18 protein-coding genes and 1 tRNA gene are annotated in these 18,090 nt (G+C 57.6%); 17 read left to right on the top strand and 2 right to left on the bottom strand.

What is annotated here, in order from left to right; translation table 11 throughout:
- Positions 1–46 precede the first annotated feature (46 nt).
- Positions 47–1,813, bottom strand: coding sequence for a peptide ABC transporter substrate-binding protein (locus HIJ39_RS07985; protein WP_169098461.1), 1,767 nt, complete (start codon positions 1,811–1,813; stop codon positions 47–49).
- A 273-nt stretch (positions 1,814–2,086) separates the two neighbouring features.
- Here HIJ39_RS07985 and HIJ39_RS07980 point away from each other — a divergent pair.
- The 13 genes from HIJ39_RS07980 (at position 2,087) to HIJ39_RS07920 (ending at position 12,350) form a co-directional block, all read left to right on the top strand.
- Positions 2,087–2,163 (top strand) — tRNA-Pro (locus tag HIJ39_RS07980).
- A gap of 139 nt (positions 2,164–2,302) precedes the next feature.
- The gene (locus HIJ39_RS07975) at positions 2,303–3,124 is read left to right on the top strand and encodes a magnesium transporter CorA family protein (protein WP_169098459.1); all 822 of its coding nucleotides are present in this window, start codon (positions 2,303–2,305) and stop codon (positions 3,122–3,124) included.
- 91 nt (positions 3,125–3,215) lie between these two features.
- The gene (locus HIJ39_RS07970; protein ID WP_169098457.1) at positions 3,216–4,469 is read left to right on the top strand and encodes an aspartate aminotransferase family protein; all 1,254 of its coding nucleotides are present in this window, start codon (positions 3,216–3,218) and stop codon (positions 4,467–4,469) included.
- A 33-nt stretch (positions 4,470–4,502) separates the two neighbouring features.
- A complete protein-coding gene (locus HIJ39_RS07965) occupies positions 4,503–4,940 on the top strand; it encodes a type II toxin-antitoxin system RatA family toxin (RefSeq protein WP_169098455.1) in 438 nt (145 codons plus the stop codon).
- 36 nt (positions 4,941–4,976) lie between these two features.
- Positions 4,977–5,747, top strand: a complete 771-nt coding sequence (locus tag HIJ39_RS07960) for a fumarylacetoacetate hydrolase family protein (RefSeq protein WP_169098453.1) — start codon at positions 4,977–4,979, stop codon at positions 5,745–5,747.
- A 159-nt stretch (positions 5,748–5,906) separates the two neighbouring features.
- Positions 5,907–6,284, top strand: a complete 378-nt coding sequence (gene speD, locus HIJ39_RS07955) for an adenosylmethionine decarboxylase (RefSeq protein WP_169098451.1) — start codon at positions 5,907–5,909, stop codon at positions 6,282–6,284.
- Between the two features lie 17 nt (positions 6,285–6,301).
- Complete coding sequence (ndk, locus tag HIJ39_RS07950) at positions 6,302–6,715, top strand: nucleoside-diphosphate kinase (protein WP_169098449.1); 414 nt, start codon at positions 6,302–6,304, stop codon at positions 6,713–6,715.
- Positions 6,716–6,718: 3 nt separating this feature from the next.
- Positions 6,719–7,504: a metallophosphoesterase gene (locus tag HIJ39_RS07945; RefSeq protein WP_169098447.1), complete on the top strand. Its 786-nt coding sequence runs from the start codon at positions 6,719–6,721 to the stop codon at positions 7,502–7,504.
- 32 nt (positions 7,505–7,536) lie between these two features.
- On the top strand, positions 7,537–8,337 hold the full coding sequence (gene mtnP, locus HIJ39_RS07940) for an S-methyl-5'-thioadenosine phosphorylase (RefSeq protein WP_169098445.1): 801 nt from the start codon (positions 7,537–7,539) through the stop codon (positions 8,335–8,337).
- Between the two features lie 16 nt (positions 8,338–8,353).
- The gene (locus HIJ39_RS07935; protein ID WP_169098443.1) at positions 8,354–9,595 is read left to right on the top strand and encodes an adenosylhomocysteinase; all 1,242 of its coding nucleotides are present in this window, start codon (positions 8,354–8,356) and stop codon (positions 9,593–9,595) included.
- Between the two features lie 10 nt (positions 9,596–9,605).
- Positions 9,606–10,904, top strand: coding sequence for an amidohydrolase family protein (locus HIJ39_RS07930; protein WP_338055111.1), 1,299 nt, complete (start codon positions 9,606–9,608; stop codon positions 10,902–10,904).
- A complete protein-coding gene (locus tag HIJ39_RS07925) occupies positions 10,904–11,311 on the top strand; it encodes a PaaI family thioesterase (RefSeq protein WP_169098441.1) in 408 nt (135 codons plus the stop codon). The genes HIJ39_RS07930 and HIJ39_RS07925 overlap by 1 nt, the downstream gene beginning before the upstream one ends.
- On the top strand, positions 11,304–12,350 hold the full coding sequence (locus HIJ39_RS07920; protein ID WP_169098439.1) for a CehA/McbA family metallohydrolase: 1,047 nt from the start codon (positions 11,304–11,306) through the stop codon (positions 12,348–12,350). The genes HIJ39_RS07925 and HIJ39_RS07920 overlap by 8 nt, the downstream gene beginning before the upstream one ends.
- Here the strand turns inward: HIJ39_RS07920 and HIJ39_RS07915 are convergent.
- Positions 12,347–12,676, bottom strand: coding sequence for a hypothetical protein (locus tag HIJ39_RS07915; protein WP_169098437.1), 330 nt, complete (start codon positions 12,674–12,676; stop codon positions 12,347–12,349). The two genes, HIJ39_RS07920 and HIJ39_RS07915, sit on opposite strands and share 4 nt — an antisense overlap.
- A 43-nt stretch (positions 12,677–12,719) precedes the next feature.
- On the opposite strand from HIJ39_RS07915, the gene HIJ39_RS07910 reads away from it, so the two are divergent.
- The 4 genes from HIJ39_RS07910 (at position 12,720) to HIJ39_RS07895 (ending at position 17,869) form a co-directional block, all read left to right on the top strand.
- A complete protein-coding gene (locus HIJ39_RS07910) occupies positions 12,720–15,461 on the top strand; it encodes a helicase C-terminal domain-containing protein (protein WP_169098435.1) in 2,742 nt (913 codons plus the stop codon).
- Complete coding sequence (gene surE / locus HIJ39_RS07905; RefSeq protein WP_169098433.1) at positions 15,442–16,224, top strand: 5'/3'-nucleotidase SurE; 783 nt, start codon at positions 15,442–15,444, stop codon at positions 16,222–16,224. The genes HIJ39_RS07910 and surE overlap by 20 nt, the downstream gene beginning before the upstream one ends.
- Before the next feature lie 39 nt (positions 16,225–16,263).
- The gene (locus HIJ39_RS07900) at positions 16,264–16,473 is read left to right on the top strand and encodes an alpha/beta-type small acid-soluble spore protein (RefSeq protein ID WP_169098431.1); all 210 of its coding nucleotides are present in this window, start codon (positions 16,264–16,266) and stop codon (positions 16,471–16,473) included.
- Between the two features lie 673 nt (positions 16,474–17,146).
- Entirely contained in the window at positions 17,147–17,869 is a 723-nt protein-coding gene (locus HIJ39_RS07895) for a reverse transcriptase domain-containing protein (protein WP_169098429.1), read from the top strand.
- Positions 17,870–18,090 lie beyond the last annotated feature (221 nt).

The raw sequence follows: 18,090 nt of genomic DNA, 5'->3' as shown, positions 1-18,090 counted from the left end.
CGCAAAAAGGCTCCGGAGTCATGTCCGGAGCCTTTTGTAAAGAACGTTAGTTACTGGAGGACAGCCACATGTGGTTGTACTGAGGATTAGCCGTCACTGGGTTGCCCCACTTTACAGCCCCATGGGTGTTAGCAGATATCACATTGATGGAGCCAAAGTTCGGCTCCCACAGCATGGGTAACTGTTGTGCAGTGTAAGCTTCGTACTTGAAGAAAGCCTTCAGGAAGTCGGCTTCGCTAGGGTAGGGCTTGTGTGTTGCAGCAATTAGAGCATCTTCTTCGTTGTTGGCGTAGCCGGTTCCGGAAGGAGCGGTGGAGCTAAACAACTGACCGCCCGTTGGTAACCAACCGGGGCCGTTGTACACCCACCCAGACCCTGTGGCGACCTGCCATGCACTAGAATGTTTGTTGCTGGTGTCGGTGAGAAATTGGTTGAAATTGACACCCTTCAAAGTAGTTTGAACTCCAATCGCTTTCCAATCCTGCTGCATTAGCTGTACGATTTGTTGGCCAGAGGAACTTCCCGTAACCCACAAGAATGTGAGATTCAGGGGCTTTCCTTGGGCATTGATCATAACCCCGTTCTTAAGGTGCCAGCCGTGCGCTTCTAAAAGCTTTTTGGCCGCGGTTGGATCGTAAGCAATAGTGGGCTCCGCACTTGGATCGTAAAACTTTGTTTTGGGAACCGGCGGAATCGGACCGTAAGATGGTATTGCGTAGCCCTTATAAATTTGGTCAGCAATAGCTTGCTGGTCCGTTGCCATTTCTAATGCTTTACGGATGTACAGCTGGTCAAAGATAGAAGCGTAACTAGTTCCGGGCCACATATTTAACTCGGTCCAGTAAACTCCAAGCGTGTAAGCAGGGACAATCCTGTCTCCTTGTGAGGTCAATTGTGCTTTTGCGCCGAGCTGTGAGGGGTCTAAGTAGCCCAGGCTAATCTGCCCCTGCCTCAACGCAGAGAATTCCGCAGTCGAAGATGCTTCGTAAACAAAATCTAACTTGCCTATTTTAGGTTTGTAGCCACCATAGTCGGGGTTGGGCTTCATGATCCAGGTTTGATTGGGCGTGGCACTGACCAACTCAAAGGGGCCATCGCTAGCAAGTTGGGCGGTCGACGGTCTCGAGCCGATGGATCCCAGATACTGGACTTCCTTGGTCCAATCCGCTGCGGTCGGATTGGGACCTTTGGCGTATAGGTTTAATTCGGCTGACGGCATGGGGACCAGCTGAATCAACCCGTTGTAAATAAACCACTCTTGGTTGGCGGGTTGCTTCAAGGTGAAGGTCACCTCATGCGAGTTGTTCTCGACGACGCTTTGAATACCACTCGGGATATCGCCAGTGCCCGCTCCCACGAAAGGCCATGGGGTAGGGGCGTTGGACGCCGATGCGGCCTTGACCACGTTCCAGGTGAACATGAGGTCATTGGCCGTGACCGGTTGACCGGTGGACCATTTCCAATTCTTGCCAATGAAAACGTGATAGACAGTTCCAGCCTTATTGTAGGTGATCTTCGAAGCAATCGAGGATTTCCAGACAATCTGGTATTGGTCATTCAAAAAGATGAGTGGCTTGTAAATCTGATTGTCCATCCAGCCATTATAAATCTGATCAGACGACGCGGTGTTAATAGGCAGATACCAGTCTAAGTTGGTCTGTGGCGGTAACGCCACGGTTAATGTTCCCCCGCTCTTAGGAGTGGTGGGGGCGGTCCCCGTTGTGGTCTTGGTGGTGGTTCCACATCCGGCCGCTAACGTGGCGATGCCAACAGCCAAGGCCGCGGATGCCATCGTCAAAGAACGTGCCTTCATTAAAACGCCTCCTCAAAGATTTAACAGACGAACCCAACCAAAGGTTGAGTAATGGGGGATAATTCGCGAAAAATCTTCAGTTTTCCTTCTTGGTACAAAAAATTCGTCGCAACTTAGCGTCTTGCCATACTGTTAAGGCCGAAAGTACCGTTGTTTTGTGGATGAGGACGAGGTTATCCTACCGTATTGGGGGAATTTCGAAAACACGCACATTTTGGAAACCCATTGGCGTCTTGAAAACAGGGTGCAGGTTTGCTATGATTATTAAGCCATCGGGCTGTGGCGCAGTTTGGTAGCGCGCTACCTTGGGGTGGTAGAGGTCGTGGGTTCGAATCCCGCCAGTCCGACCATTTGAAAGCTCCCGCGAGGGAGCTTTTGTTTTATATTGGGCATGCTTAGCGTATGGCTGAGGATGAACGATTTGAATGCCGCTTTAGATGCAACGGGCGCGATCTTCTCTGGGAGCATATTGAAGGTCCCGAGGAGGTGATGCAAAACGCGATCCGTCAGGCGGGATTTTCCTGGTTGGGCGGCGGTTCTGGTGATCGGGCGGAATTTGATGACTTTCAACGCTTTTACCATCTTCGAGTATATGACTTGAATTGGGCCCGAGGCCGGGCACGGGTTGAGGCAACGCCCGTGGTGGTCTATGTGGAGGATGGTCGTGTGATATCCTGGAGCTCTCGTCATCTCGCTGCCGCGTGGGACGTGCGACGAACGCTGGAAGAGAATCCTGAATGGGTCCAGTCCGGCGCACGGCTGGTCTACTACTTCATGGACGCCCTTGTTGGGGGCCTGTTCTCGTTTATGGACGCGATAAATGATCGGATTGACCAGATCGACCAGCGAGCCTTTCGTGCCAGGCGGCAACAGGCGGTTCAGACGGAAATTTTCCATGTTAAGCGGGAGATTTTCCGCACCCGCCGTATTCTCGCCTCGATGCGGGATGCCGTTTCGCAGTTGGCCCGCTACTGGTCCACCCATAATGCCGACGACAGCTTCTATTATATGGAACTCTACGATCATATGATCCGGCTCTTCGATACCGTTGACACCTATCGCGAATTAATCAATTCGGCGCTCGATCTTTCCATGTCGGCCGTCTCCAACCGCCTCAATGAAATTGTCAAGACGCTGACATTGGTGACGACGGTCCTCTTGCCGGCGTCGCTCATGGCTGCCCTCTACGGGATGAACTTCGACTATCTGCCGCTTGCACACCATCGATGGGGATTTCCCGTGATTATGGGTATCATCGGCGCGATTTCGGCTACTCTTTACTGGATGTTCCGGCGCCGGCGTTGGCTTTAGAGAGCAGGAAAAGCTCCTTCGCATCGCGTATAGTGATGATGTTTGGCGGCGTCTTGCCGCCTCTTAAGGTTTTCCCGAGGGAGCGAAGCGCATGGACGATATTCTCGATGGTTATGGAGCTTACATGAACCCCAGTTTGGCGCGCACCTACCGCTTTATGGGGCTGAATCATGCGGAATACACGGGGCAGGGCGCCGTCGTGACAGATGCGGACGGCGTCGATTATCTCGATTGCGCCGGGGGATACGGGGTGTTCGTGCAAGGCTATCGGCATCCTCGCATCGTTGCGGCGGCTCATGAGCAGTTAGATCTGATGCCCTTGTCCTCTCGCGTGCTGGTGAGTCCAAGACAAGTGGAGCTCGCCCAACGATTGCAGGAGTTGACACCGGGCGATTTAAGCTATAGCTTTTTTTGCAATTCAGGCGCAGAGGCGGTAGAAGCAGCCTTAAAATTTGCCCGCGCCTCGACCGGGCGTTCGCTCATCATTAGCACAGAAGGGGCATTTCACGGGAAGTCTTATGGCGCCTTGTCGGTTTCTGGCCGGGACCTCTATCAAACCCCTTTTAAGCCGCTTTTGCCTGATGTGGTACGGATTCCGTATGGTGATCTGGAGGCATTGCAAGCGGTCATGTCGGATGCGGTCGCTGGTGTGATTGTTGAACCGATTCAAGGTGAGGGCGGGGTAATTGTTCCGCCGGACAACTACTTGCCTGGTATCCGAGATCTTTGCGATAAATACGGAGCGTCCATGATTGTAGACGAGGTGCAAACTGGCATTGGCCATACCGGAAAGCTCTTCGCCATTGAGCACAGTGGCGTCGTGCCTGATTTGTTATGTCTCGCCAAGGCGCTAGGTGGCGGCGTAATGCCCATTGGGGCTGTGGTGGGCCGTCCGTGGGTGTGGCGGCTGTTTGATAGCAGTCCGCTGATTCATACCTCCACCTTTGGTGGGAACCCGTTGGCTTGTCGGGTTGGCCGGGTAGCGCTGGACGTGACGGTGGAGGAAAAGCTGCCCGAACGGGCGGCGGAGCTCGGGGCCTGGTTCATCCCTGAGCTCAAGCAACTCATGACGCGTCATCCGCGCCTCATTCGTGATGTGCGGGGGCGCGGGCTTATGATTGGGATCGAGTTTACGGCTCCTGGAGTGGGCGGCATGGTGATGTCGGAACTCTTTCAGCGCCACGTGCTGGCCGTGTACACCCTCAACAACGAGCGCGTCCTTCGTCTCCTCCCACCGTTGGTGATTGAGAAGGCACAGTTGGAGACGGTGCTGTCGCACTTGGGCGCAGCGCTCGACCAGGTGGAGTTGGTGGCTGACGATTTATGGGAGAGCACCGCTGACTAAAGGGTGGGGAGAGGTAGAAAAGGAGGCGTATGAATGCCGACGGTTGAGGTCAAACAGGTAGTGCCCGCTCCTATCGGCGCGGTTTACGAAGTGGTCACGGACATGGAGTCCTATCCCCGATTCATGAAGACCATTAAGGCGATCAAAGTGTTAGAACGGGGTGAAGGCTATACGATCTCGGACTGGGAGGCGCGGCTTCAAGGGGCTCGCTTTCATTGGGTGGAAAAGGATTTATTCTATCCTAACGAATACCGCATCACCTATGATCAAACCTCCGGGGACTTAAAGGTCTTTCGCGGATATTGGCAGTTGGCGGAGGTCGAGGGGGGCACCGAGGTCACTTTGGTGACGGAGTTCGAGTTTGGCGTGCCTATGCTGTCGTCGCTGTTGAATCCGGTGGCCAAGGTAGCCATTAAGGACAATGCCCGGAGCATGCTGGATGGCATCGCCAAAGAGTTGCAACGGCGCTAAGGCTGCCCTTATTACACAGGACAGGGAGGATTGATTATGGGAGAGCGTTACGCCCGGGTGCGGCATGAGGGACGGGTATGGTCGGCGCGGGTCTTGGATTCGGCCGTGGAGTTACTGGATGGTGACTGGCTTCGGGCACCCGGAGCCGTCGTCAAGACGGTTTCAACGGGCGCCATCGAGTGGCTTCCGCCCGTGGCGGATCCGACGATTTTGTGTGTCGGCAGAAACTATCGAGCCCACGCCGAGGAACTGAACAACGAAGTGCCCCAATTACCGTTGTTCTTCCTAAAGCAACGCGGTGCGTTGGCCGCTGACGGCCAGGTAGTGCACGCACCTGGTTGGGCCGGGCGGATCGATTATGAGGGCGAGCTAGTGCTGGTTATTGGCCGGACGGTGCGGGATTGCCGATCATCAGACGAGGCTCTGGCTGCCATTAAGGGCCTTACCATCGGAAACGACATCACGGCACGGGCACTACAGTCGCAAGATGGGCAGTGGACTCGGGCCAAGGGATTTGATGAGTTTGCACCGGTGGGACCGTGGGTGGTGGTGGACGAAAATCCCGAATCCCGCCGTGTGACCACGCGCGTAAATGGCGAAATCCGTCAGGATGGCTCCACCGACGAGATGATTTTTGCTTGCGATCGACTAATTATGGAAGCGTCGCGTTTCATGACACTACGTCCTGGCGACCTTATTTTCACGGGAACCCCATCCGGAGTTGGACCGGTACAGGACGGCAATCAGATGGAAATCACCATACAGGGAATCGGAACACTGAGCAATTCCATAAAAATCGGAGATTGACCGAGATTGTCCACGAGAAGCTCGTGTTTTTAAAGCCATTTCCTGCATAAACGCAGAAATTTGTTGACACAGGGGGGCATTTTGATACAATAATCCATGGCCGTCGGACAGGTATCTGAAGGACGAGCTCAATTCCTTCAAAAGGGGGTTGGGAATGCGATGAACGCATTGGGTCGACACATTTTGGCAGAAGTTCACGGATGTGACAGTGAGATTTTGAATGATCACGCCGCCGTGGAGCAAATTATGGTGAGTGCCGCACTTAAAGCGGGCGCTGAAGTTCGGGAAGTGGCGTTTCACAAGTTCAGCCCACAAGGGGTGAGCGGTGTGGTGGTCATTTCCGAGTCGCATTTGGCGGTTCATACCTGGCCGGAGCACGGCTACGCTGCGGTGGACGTGTTTACGTGCGGGGATACCGTCAACCCCTGGGATGCCTGCAACTACATTGTCGAGCAATTCCGCGCGCAAAATTTTTCCGCTTCGGAGACCCTTCGAGGCGTATTAGTGGAGAATTCCAACCAGAAGGCGGCGGTTTGACGACAGGAGGTTTTTAATTGGCGACAACGTTTGTCATGGTCAAGCCGGATGGTGTTCGGCGCGGATTGGTCGGCGAGGTCATTCGGCGGTTCGAACAAAAAGGCTTAAAGCTCAAGGCGCTGAAATTGATTCACGTGACTCCCGAGCAGGCGGCCGAACACTACGCCGAGCATCGGGAGAAGCCGTTTTACGGTGAACTGTTAAGCTTCATCACGTCCGGACCCGCAGTGCCCATGGTCTTTGAAGGCCGGGAGGCGGTGTCGGTGGCCCGGACCCTGATGGGGACGACTGATCCTGCCAAGGCGCAGCCTGGGACCATTCGCGGTGATTTTGGAATTGAGATTACCGAAAACATTGTGCACGGATCAGATTCACCGGAATCGGCGGAGCGCGAGATCGCCATTTACTTCGCGCCGGGGGAACTTGTCTAGCCGATGTTCTGGCTTGGGATTCCGGCCGCCCTGCTGGCTTATGCCTTAGGTGAGCCCTATTGGATTCGGGCGGTAGAACATACGGTTGAGGTGCCGGATCTGCCCGATCAATTTCACGGTTTCTCTATCCTCCATCTGTCCGATATTCATGGGCGGGTGGGGGTTTTTTCCTGGCGCCCTTTTCTCCGCTGGTTAGCTGAGGCTGACATGGTGGCGGTGACGGGCGACCTTTACTCGCCTTCGTTGCCTCGTCATCGTCTGGCCGCACGTATGCGCCAGCTTTCAGCCCCGGACGGGGTATTTTATATTTCCGGCAATCACGACTACCGTGGAGGAAAATTGATGGTGGAGCCCTGGGATCCCGGTGACCAGCTCATTGACAACCAGGTGCGGGAGATTAGGCGGGGTGACGCGTCGCTGTGGATCGCTGGCCTGCCGGACTTTGTCAAGGGCCGCCCAGATTGGTCAGCGGTGCGCCGCCAGTTGCAAGAGCGCTCCGGTCCAGCGATTTTGCTGGCTCATCGACCTGACGCGTGGCTGTTGGAAGGGGTAGAGCGGGTGTCGCTAATACTCGCAGGGCATACACACGGGGGCCAAGTGGTCATCCCCGTCTATGGGGCACCCTTAAAACATAATCGCGTCCCTGGGCGTTACGTCGCCGGGCGTTTAGAATCCCCGGACAAACCCGTTCTCATTACGTCGCGAGGACTGGGGACCTCTGAGCTTCCGGTGCGGTTTTTGGCTCGTCCGGAAGTCCTGATGATTCGGCTGGTGAAAAGCAGGCGATAATCAAGATACAATGGCGACAAGGAGGCAGGGCAATGAAGGTGGGCATCATTGGGGGAACCGGGGTTTATGATCCCCAGTGGCTAACAGACAGTCACGAGCTTTCCGTGGACACGCCGTATGGCACCGTGGCCGTGACCGAGGGCACCATGGCGGGAGGCGGTGAGCCGGTACTGTTTATGAATCGGCATGGTTTAGGCCATGCGGTGCCGCCTCACCGCGTGAATTACCGCGCTAACCTCTGGGCTATGGCAGCTCGTGGCGTTAAGCGGGTGGTAGCGACCGCAGCCGTGGGCTCGTTGAACCTGGCTATGGGGCCCGGTAGTATGGTGTTGGTTGACCAATTTTTGGACTTTACCAAAAGCCGCCCCACCACGTTTTTTGACGGCGGTGAGACCGGCGTCGTGCATAGCGACATGACTGAGCCTTATTGCCGCGCGTCCCGGGAGGCGACGCTGGACGTTGGAAAGGCTGTGGGAGTGCGGTTGGTCAATAGGGGGGTTTATGTCACCACCGAGGGTCCTCGCTTTGAAACGCCAGCGGAAATTCGCGCCTTCCGTTTGCTGGGGGGCGATGTGGTGGGGATGACCGGAGTTCCAGAAGTCGTGTTGGCTCGGGAATTGGGGTTGTGCTACACCAGCATCGCTTTGGTAACCAACTTTGCGGCCGGCATTTCGCCTGATTTATTGACTCACGAGGAGGTGCTGGAGGCGATGGCGGACAATGTGGCGCAATTACGGACCCTCTTGGGGGCAGCCATTCCTGCGCTGCAGGTGCCGTTTGAATGTGCCTGCCCGCCTCCACCCGCCACCTTAAGCCGCATTGCACCACGCTAGAAATGGGGGAATACGCGTGCCAGAACATACCTTAAAGTTCCCAGAGTTGGCCCCGAGTGGACACCACAAGATGAATTGGGTGACGGGTCACATGCCCATCTTGGGCCAAATTCGGCGCCGCTATGAGAAAGACAAACCATTATTGGGACAGCGGATTGCTATTTCGCTGCACCTGGAAGCCAAGACGGCGGTGCTCGCGGAATTGCTCCATATCGGCGGGGCTGACGTCGCCATTACCAGTTCGAATCCGCTCACCGCTCAAGACGATGTGGCGGCCGCCCTGTCAGAGCGGGGTGTACAGGTGCATGCCTTCCGCGGGGCTAGCGACCAGGAGTTTGACCAATTGCACCAGCGTGTGTTGGACATCGAACCGACCCTGATTATTGATGATGGGGGCGAACTGACTGAGCGGCTGCACGGTTCACGATCCGCACTGGCCGCTCAGGTGCTGGGAGGCGCTGAGGAGACTACGACCGGGGTGTTGCGTCTTAAGGCACTAGCCCGTCAAGGGCGTCTGACCTATCCGATGATCTTGGTTAATGACGCCGACATGAAGCACCTCTTTGACAACCGCTATGGTACGGGTCAGTCCACCTGGGATGGCATCATTCGCTCCACAAACTTAGTCGTAGCGGGAAAGACCGTCGTTGTCGCGGGTTACGGCTGGTGCGGCCGGGGCGTCGCCGATCGGGCACGGGGGCTCGGGGCCAGGGTGATCGTCACCGAGGTTAATCCGGTACGGGCCAATGAGGCGTTAATGGACGGCCACCAGGTGATGACCATGGAACAGGCGGCGCTACTCGGCGACTACTTCATCACGGTGACCGGCAATACCGGCGTGGTGCGCCAAGAACACTTCAACGCCATGAAAGACGGGGCCATTTTGGCCAACGCGGGCCATTTTGATGTAGAGGTGGATGTGCGGGCCTTGAAGCAATTGGCCGTGGCCACGCGACCTGGACGCTCATCGGAGGTGACGGGTTACGAGATGCCCGACGGCCGGGTGCTGTGGCTCCTCGCGGAGGGCCGGCTAGTCAATTTGGCCGCCGGAGATGGGCATCCTGCCGAAATCATGGACCTCACCTTCGCACTGCAGGCGCTAAGCTTGGAGGATTTGTTGGAGCACCCGCGCGAGGCAGGCGTCTATCCTGTCAGTCCGGCGGTGGATGCCTGGGTTGCTAGCATCCGTCTTCAGTCGCTGGGCATTACCATTGACGAGCTGACGCCGGAGCAAACGGCATATCTCGGACAGAGTTAGGGGGGATTCGGTGGCAGTCAAGGTGACAGCGGGAACGCTTATTTGCATGGATGATGAGAACCGAGTTTTTCGTCCTGGCGCCGTGGTGTATGAGGGCAGCCAGATTTCTTATGCTGGGTCTCCAGACGGATATCAGGGGCCCCTAGAACAGGAAATCGTGGTGCCGGATGGCATTCTTCTGCCCGGTCTGTTAAATGGCCACAACCATGCGGCCATGTCCCTTATGCGGGGTATGGCCGATGACAGTCCGTTTTTTGAGTGGCTGACGCAGCATGTGTGGCCTGTGGAAAATCGGCTGACCGCGGAGGATATCCGTGTTGGCTCGCTGTTGGCCGCTGCGGAGATGATCCGGTCCGGTACGGTCGGCTTTGCCGACATGTACTTCGAGGTGGAGGCCACCGCCGAGGCAATAGCGACGGCCGGAATGCGCGCTTGGATTTCCCGTGGACTGGTTGGCCTGGAGGATCCTGAGGGCGAGAAGCTTAATCAGGCGGTTGCCTTTGCCCGAGATTGGCAGGGAAAGGCGGAGGGACGCATCGTGACGATGCTTGGCCCTCATGCCCCGTATACATGTCCCCCAGAATATCTTGAGCGGGTTGCCGAGGCAGCGAAATTGGCCGGTGTGGGCATTCATATCCACTTGAGCGAGTCCGCCGACGAAATGAAGCAGCTTCAAGAGCGTTATCAGAGGACGCCCGTGCAGTTGGCCTCAGAAGCGGGGATTTTTGCATCCCGGACGTTAATAGCCCACGGCGTGTTTATTGGCGAAGAGGATCTGCCGTATTTACAGGGAATGACCGGCGGAGTGATCACCTGTCCGGTATCCAATGCCAAACTGGGCAACGGGATATTGCCCTACGCGATGCTGAAGGAGGCCCACATTCCCGTGGGGCTCGGGACCGATGGCGCGACATCTACGAATAGCTTGGATATGTTCTTAGAAATGAAGGCCATGGCTTGGCTGCAGAAAATCGCCGAAGGTCGACCCGAGGGGTTTCACGCCGCCGAGGCGCTGTGGGCAGCCACCCGGGGAACGGCTGAGGTGCTGGGTCACCCTGGTGGGCGTATCGCCGAGGGGGCGCCGGCCGATTTCATTGTTGTGGACGGGAATCAGGCCCATATGACCCCAGAATGGGACGTCGTGGCCAATCTTGTTTATTCAGCCGTCGGAAGCGATGTCCGCTATGTGGTGATCAACGGTCGCATCGTTTTACAAGAGGGTATTATTACCACCTTTGACGAGGCGGAGGTCATCCGTGAAGCCAAGGCACGGGGAGAGCGGCTAATGCGGGAAGGGGCCAAGCACTGATGGCGAGTTTCGATTGGGATAATAATGTGTGTTTCGTGTGTGGCTCCGATGTGCCAGGCTTGCACCTCAAGTTTTCCGGGGATTCCCAGGAGGTGCGCGCCAGTGCCGTCATTAATCCGCCCTATCAGGGATTTGAAGGCGTCGTTCACGGCGGCATTTTAGCAGGTATCGTGGATGATGCCATGTGGCACGTGATTCACCAGCACGATGAGACCCTCTATCCCATGACGGCAGAACTGAAAGTCCGCTACCATGCGCCAGCGCGTATCGGGGAGCGCCTTACCGTGGTCGGACATTTGATCTCTTTTCGTCGCCGATTGATGGTAGCCGAGGCCGTGATTGAGGATGCCGACGGAGGCCGCCTGGTGAGCGCCGAGGGGCGATTTATGCCGCCGGCTGATGCTTAACCGGGTGTCTTTATTCGAGTATCGTGCTGTGTTGCATGTGCACTCGCGCTACTCGGATGGTACCGGCTCACCCCATGAGATTATCCGGGAGGCGGCCCGTGCTGGATTGGACATACTCTGGCTGACGGACCATGACACTCGCCGCGCCGCCATGGACCCTGGTGCTGGCTATTATGGCCATCTGCTCTTTTTGGTGGGGGCCGAGGTGACTCCCCCCACCAACCATACACTCGTACTGGGTCCCGCTCAGCTGCCGTCTCCCAAGATGCCGCTGCAAACCATTATCGATCATCTCATGTCCCAACACGCTCTAGCGTTTATCGCGCATCCGGACGACCCTGGAAATCCTACCGCCCGGCTCCCCTCGTATCGCTGGGAGGATCGTGAGATCACAGGATTTACTGGGCTTGAGGTGTGGAATCATTTGTCCGATTGGTCGCGCGGGGTCGACAGCATTCTACGCGGATTATGCGCGCTAGCCCATCCGTTTCGGGCCTTGGAAGCCAATCCGCTAACCTTGCAGCTTTGGGATGAACTAGGCCGAGAACGTCGGGTGGTCGGGGTTGGGGGGGTGGACGCCCATCAGGCCCGAGTGGGGTGGCGAAAGCTGGCGCTTAAGATTTTTCCGTACCGGACGTCGTTTAATGCCATTCGAACCCATATTTATACAGCCGAGCCCCTGTCCAATGACTGGGTGGAGGCAGAACGTGCCCTGCTCGGAGCGCTGAACGCTGGGCGAGCGGCCCTGGTTAATGCGCATTCGGGGACGGAGTTGGGATTTCGCTTTTGGGCTGAGGATGGGGAGGGCAGGACGGCGCTGATGGGTGACGAGGCCGCCTTCAAATCAGGGTGGCGGCTTCGCGGCTTAGCACCGGTACCCGTCCATTGGGAGATTTGGGGCAATGGGCATCCGATGACGACGATGACGGGCACCATCTTGGACTATCGGGTAGACAATCCCGGGGTGTGGCGCGTGGTTTTGCGACGGGGACGTCGGCTGGATGTCTGGATCTACAGCAACGCTATTTACTTGCGTTAAAGAGATCCGCCATACTGTTCGATAATATGGACGGCGTCCGCGGCACGCTCGGCGGGCACCACTGCAGTCAAGAGCCAGGCGCCTCCTTCGATCAATCCGGTGTGGCTGTCTTGCCAGGACGACGCATCGGTCCATTTGTCGTCTAGGCGACGCGGCTGATAGCCATAGCGGCCCCACTGAATGTTCGGCGCATGGGGAAGGTCCATGCGGGCAGGATCCAGATCGTCGACCTGAACGACGTCAAAGCCGGCCGCATAAAGCGCGTCTTGACACTTTTTGGCGGCCTCCAAGTTCGCAAAGGAGGCCAAGAGATTTTTTTCCGGCATGGCGGTCATCCTTTCATGGGAGTCTTGTGAGAGGGTGCCCCGAATGACGGCAATTGATGCGATTGAAGGGGTTTTGCACGTGGGCCCGTATGTGGTGGTGGATTTAGAGACAACCGGTCTTGATCCCTATCGCGATGCCATTATTCAAGTGGCCCTCAGGCGCTCTGACGGGAGCGTCTGGTCGTCCTGGGTAAACCCAGGCCGTAGGGTGCCCGACGCCATTTTACGCCTCACGGGGATTCGTCCCGAGGATCTTGCCACCGCTCCGGATTTCAGAGAAATTCTCCCCACGGTGCGCGAGTGGCTTCAAAGTGGTCGTGTGGTGGGACACAATATTGCATTCGACCTCGCCTTTTTGGCGCGCCATGGCCTTTTCGCAGCGGAGTCGTTGGACACCTTGGAGTGGAGTCGACTTGCCTTCCCCTTGAGAGCGCATCATGGTCTCCCAGACTGGTTTCCCGAAGAGGGCGACCGGCTCCACGATGCGCGGGTAGACACCGAGATGACGGAGCGACTGATGCGCGCCATTCGGGATAAAATGAGCCATTTTTCTCGCGAATTGAAGCGCGATATGGCCTATTTTTTGGGAAACGAGTGGCAGTGGTGGGATATCCCATTCGACGATCAGGGCCACACCCAAAAGTCGGCACTGTATCGGCCCGAGCCTGATCTGTTTCAGGCGGAATCCTTGGCGCCGGTGGAAATTACCGCGGATCCGGTGGAATGGTTGTCGCCCCACGGCGCGTTGGCGGACGCGGTGGACGGTTTTCAAGCCCGACCGGGCCAACAGCGGATGGCGCGCGCGGTCGATGACGCCTTATCCCAAGGCGACATTTTGATGGTGGAGGCTGGTACGGGTACAGGAAAGAGTCTGGCCTACCTGTCACCTGCCATTTTGACGGCCTTGAGGCAAGGCGAGCGGGTGGTAGTAGCGACGCATACCGTCGCCTTGCAGGATCAACTCTGGGGCAAGGACCTGCCTCAGGCAAGCCGCGACTTGCCGATTCGCACGGCGTTGGTGAAGGGGCGGGGGCGTTATTTATGTCTCTTTAAGGCGGCAGAAGTTGTCCAGGACACTCCAGCCCTGGGGGAGAGCCGTGAACGCCGCTGGGCCCTTGCCACGTTATTAAGTTATATTGAGGCGACCGAAATCGGGGACGCCGAGGAATTCCCCCTGAAAAATGAGGCCGGCCGGGCTATCTGGACCGAGGTGGTAGCGGACAGTCAAGCCTGTGCCGGTCCCCGGTGTCCGTTCGCTGGGCCCTGTTTTATGCGCCGCGCCCGCCATCAGGCGGAGTCGAGCCATTTGGTGGTCGTCAATCACGCGTTGTTGGCCGCACACGCTGCCAATGGCAATGTCTTGCCGCCTTTCTCGCACCTGATCGTGGACGAGGCTCACCATTTGGGCGAGGTGCTGGAGCGATCCTTGGGATTTGAGCTGGACGCCGAGGCATTTCGCCGCCGATATCGGGATGTCATGCACACACGGACAGGTATTTGGGCCCGTCTCGCGCTTCCGCCGGAGTTTTTGGGGGTTCGGCACAGCATTCAGGAGCGATATCAGCAGCTTCTGGATGGACTCGAAACCCTCGGTCGAGCGCTGGCCGAGGCAACCCCGCCGGGGGAATATGACCGCCGTGCCGTGCGTGTGACGCCGGCCCGCTGGGAATTGTTGCAGGAGCAGGGGGTTGAGTCCCTGTGGCAGGCGGTGAATGACCGCTTCCGGGAATTGGTGGATGAGACGGAGCTCTTATGGCAAGAGGTTCAGTCGCGGCAAAATGTGACGGAAAATGCTTCCTGGCTGCGATACCGGCAATGGCAACAGGACATGGTGGAGCTGGCTGTAGGGATGGCAGCTTGGGGGCAGGTGGTAGATGAGCGTGTCTCATGGTGGGAAATGCGAACCGGGCGCGACGGCGAGACGATTGCCACGTGGCGTTGGGCTCCCGTCGATATTGCCCCTATTTTGCGGGAGAATTTATGGGATGGCCTGGACAGCGCCGTGCTCACCTCGGCAACCCTCACCGTCCATGGCCGTTTTGACTATCTCCAAACCACCCTCGGCATTCCCGCGGAACGGCTGAAAACCTTAAACGTCGGATCGCCCTTCGACTGGGAGCGTCAGGCACGGCTTTTGATCCCTACCGACAGTCCCGACCCGGCGGACAACAGCTATTGGGAACGGCTCGCCGACCTGGTGGTGGAGGCGGCACGGCGACGGGAGGGTCGTACACTCGTGCTGCTCACATCGTATCGTGCCGTAGAGGCTGTGGCTTGGCGCATTCGCGAGCGGCTCGAAGCGTACCATATAAGAACTTTAGCGCAAGGGGTGGATGGTCCGGCGCGGCGTTTGGTGGGTGACTTCCGCCACGACCCCCGAGCGGTGTTGTTGGGCACTATGACGTATTGGGAAGGGGTGGACATACCGGGATCGGACCTTGAGGTGGTCATTATGGGACGGCTGCCCTTCCGGGCTCCGGGTGATCCGCTGGAAGAGGCGAAGCAGGAACGAATTGCTCAACGGGGCCAGTCGCCCTTCTACCGTCGCAGTCTGCCAGAAGCGGTATTGCGCTTTCAACAGGGATTTGGGCGACTCATTCGCACCACCCAGGACCATGGGGTAGTGGTCGTGTTTGATCCCCGTATTCAGCCCGGGCGCACGCGCTATGCCAATGTGTTTTTGGCCTCGCTGAAACAGGTGCCGCGGGTGGCCGGGTCACAGGCCGATTTGCTAAAAACCATCGAGGCGTTTTGGGAGGAGCATCATGCACATTCTCATAAGTAATGACGACGGGATCCAGGCCCGCGGACTGCAAACGTTAAGACGTATTTTGGAACCTGTTGCCACCATTACGGTGGTGGCACCGGAAAGGCAGCGAAGTGCCATGGGGCATGCGATTACCATGCACAAGCCGCTCTATGCCAAGCCGGCGGTCTATGGGCCCAATAGCCGCGGCTGGCGAGTGAACGGCACGCCAGCCGATTGTGTCAAGCTGGGAATTGGGGCGCTGGCCGGCGAACGCCCCGACCTGGTGTTGTCCGGCATCAATCACGGCACGAATCTGGGCCGTGACGTGTTCTACTCGGGGACGGTGTCGGCCGCCATGGAGGCCATGTTCCTTGGGGTTCCGGCCATTGCGTTGTCGCTCGAGGACGGGGAGAACAACGGCTTCGAGTGGGTCGCACGGTTTGTACGCTGGTGGATAGGTCGTGCGGAGTTTCAACTACCACCCCCCGGTATTGTCTACAATGTGAATTTTCCCAGTCTCAGCCGGGGACGTCCGCGCCTTCTCCGCGTCGTCAAGCTGGGTCAACGCGAGTATGCGAATGACTTTCAAAAGGCCACCGATCCGCGGGGGCGGGAATATTTTTGGATTGCCGGTGACCGCATCGATAACCTGGAGGATAAAGAAACAGACGTCGCGCAACATCATTTGGGCGCCATTACGCTTACCCCACTCCACATGCACTTGACAGCCGAATCCCTATTGGAGCGCATTCCCGACATCGAGGTGCCGGTCTTGGACGGTGATCCCCGGATGGGATAGGGGCGGGCGGGAAAGCTAGCTTTGGGGGGGTGGCTTACCATGGCTAATGACCATCGTCCGCTCCTTCCAGAGTCCGAGCGGGCTCTTGACCATTTGAAATACGAGGTGGCCGAAGATTTGGGCCTCGACGATGACATCCGTGACCGCGGGTGGGGCAACATGACTACCCGCGAAGTCGGAAAAATCGGCGGCAACATGGTCAAGCGCCTAATTAAGAAGGCGGAGAAAGATCTCGCCCGCGAAGACTGAGGAAGCCCCGGCAAGTTGCCGGGGTTTTCTGTGCGACTGGCACGTACGGAGGCTTGCAGGTGAAAGTCCTGCTCCTGCCAATTACCCCGTTCAAGTGGGATAGCCAATAACGGCAGGGTGTCCGGAGTAATCCGGAATCTGGTGGGCCTGAGGCAAAAGAGCGAGCCGTAACGAACTGTGAACCCGAGGTGGCTCGGCAGTGGTGACCAACCTTCGGAAAAGTGCGAAGTCCACTGTCGCACAGGTTTTGCGGCCCCGCGCAAGCGGGGAATGGAAACGGGTGAACACCTGTGGGGACCCTGTCGAGTGATTAGGGATGGCACGCTCGGAAAGTGTCCGTACGGACCCAGTGAGACCCTGTCTGGTCTGCCGGTTGCCGAAAGTGGGGCAATGCGATGACCGCCAATCCCTCACCGGCGGATGGGACAGGGAGTCGGAGGCCGCAATAGTAGCGAAGTACCGTGAGGGACAACACAACCCCACGGGAAGGCGAAGGGCGGCCACTTCGACAGGATTCTGACATGACTGTGCGACTTGGTAAGGCAAGATTGGTCTTCGGACCTAGCGACAGCCGCGGCCCGTCCGGGCCGCCCGAGTGCACAGATGGAAGAAACGAGGATGACTGTGAGAAAAATGGTATAGTCTCGCCGATAAAGTATGGAACCCGGCAAACTTGACCCGAGCGGCGGCCGCCGTGCTCGCTAATCGGGGCGCTGCCGGGTTGGACCGGCAAAGTTGCGACCAATTCGCCGAACATCTCGGCGAAGAACTAGAGCGACTGGGGCAAGCGATGCGAGAGCATCGCTATAAGCCCTTGCCGGTGCGCAGGGTATTTATCCCGAAGCCCGGAACGACGAAGCAACGCCCACTGGGTATCCCGGCGGTGCGCGACCGCGTGGCGCAACAAGCGGTACGGCAAATCCTGGAACCCATTTGGGAACCCACCTTTAGTCCGGACAGCTACGGCTTTCGACCGGGACGCAGTGCCCACGATGCCGTATTCGTCATCGAAGAACGGCTACGACAAGGTTACCACTGGGTGGTCGATGCGGACATCCGCGACTTCTTTGGGTCGATCGACCAACAACTCCTGATGGATCAACTCGCCGAACGCATCTCGGATGGAACGGTCCGAGGGTGGGTGCGGGATATGTTGCGGGCCGGGGTGCTCGAAGACGGGTTGGTGCGCCCCACACCACACGGCACACCACAAGGTGGAGTCGCGTCCCCGTTGTTGGGAAATATCTACCTCGACGAGTTCGATCGCACCATGGCAGACGTGCCGGGCATTCAATTCGTCCGCTATGCAGACGACTGTGCGCCGCGAAGGCAAGGGGCTGTCCCGAAAGGGTCCAGATTCGGACCCGGAGGGGGCAGCCTCCTTCTTCTCGATTGACGCAAAAAACCGCATGGGATCAACATTTTCCGTCCCTTCTGGTACCCTGGTAAGTAAGAATTCGGGACAGGAGCGATTGTCATGCCGGATGAGACCACGCAAATGGAATGGCCTCTGGAGGACCCACGCCGGGAGCCCTCGGAGTCCCGGCCGCGTCCGCGGCCGACCTTTCAAGCCTACGCCCCCAACCAGTTGGTGCTTCCCATGGACCTCCAAGAGCT

Origin of the sequence: Sulfobacillus harzensis, assembly GCF_012933365.1 — a bacterium.
In the GTDB taxonomy this organism is placed as follows: domain Bacteria; phylum Bacillota; class Sulfobacillia; order Sulfobacillales; family Sulfobacillaceae; genus Sulfobacillus_B; species Sulfobacillus_B harzensis.
This window is presented reverse-complemented; position numbering and strand designations above follow the sequence as displayed.

What these genes read in the sequence shown, in the direction of transcription:
- HIJ39_RS07910 (WP_169098435.1), top strand. Translation starts at nt 12,720, where the DNA reads ATGACGGCAATTGATGCGATTGAAGGGGTTTTGCACGTGGGCCCGTAT.
- speD (WP_169098451.1), top strand. Translation starts at nt 5,907, where the DNA reads ATGAACGCATTGGGTCGACACATTTTGGCAGAAGTTCACGGATGTGAC.
- HIJ39_RS07960 (WP_169098453.1), top strand. Translation starts at nt 4,977, where the DNA reads ATGGGAGAGCGTTACGCCCGGGTGCGGCATGAGGGACGGGTATGGTCG.
- HIJ39_RS07985 (WP_169098461.1), bottom strand. Translation starts at nt 1,813, where the DNA reads ATGAAGGCACGTTCTTTGACGATGGCATCCGCGGCCTTGGCTGTTGGC.
- HIJ39_RS07970 (WP_169098457.1), top strand. Translation starts at nt 3,216, where the DNA reads ATGGACGATATTCTCGATGGTTATGGAGCTTACATGAACCCCAGTTTG.
- HIJ39_RS07945 (WP_169098447.1), top strand. Translation starts at nt 6,719, where the DNA reads ATGTTCTGGCTTGGGATTCCGGCCGCCCTGCTGGCTTATGCCTTAGGT.
- HIJ39_RS07915 (WP_169098437.1), bottom strand. Translation starts at nt 12,676, where the DNA reads ATGCCGGAAAAAAATCTCTTGGCCTCCTTTGCGAACTTGGAGGCCGCC.
- HIJ39_RS07920 (WP_169098439.1), top strand. Translation starts at nt 11,304, where the DNA reads ATGCTTAACCGGGTGTCTTTATTCGAGTATCGTGCTGTGTTGCATGTG.
- HIJ39_RS07965 (WP_169098455.1), top strand. Translation starts at nt 4,503, where the DNA reads ATGCCGACGGTTGAGGTCAAACAGGTAGTGCCCGCTCCTATCGGCGCG.
- HIJ39_RS07925 (WP_169098441.1), top strand. Translation starts at nt 10,904, where the DNA reads ATGGCGAGTTTCGATTGGGATAATAATGTGTGTTTCGTGTGTGGCTCC.
- surE (WP_169098433.1), top strand. Translation starts at nt 15,442, where the DNA reads ATGCACATTCTCATAAGTAATGACGACGGGATCCAGGCCCGCGGACTG.
- HIJ39_RS07900 (WP_169098431.1), top strand. Translation starts at nt 16,264, where the DNA reads ATGGCTAATGACCATCGTCCGCTCCTTCCAGAGTCCGAGCGGGCTCTT.
- mtnP (WP_169098445.1), top strand. Translation starts at nt 7,537, where the DNA reads ATGAAGGTGGGCATCATTGGGGGAACCGGGGTTTATGATCCCCAGTGG.
- HIJ39_RS07975 (WP_169098459.1), top strand. Translation starts at nt 2,303, where the DNA reads ATGCAAAACGCGATCCGTCAGGCGGGATTTTCCTGGTTGGGCGGCGGT.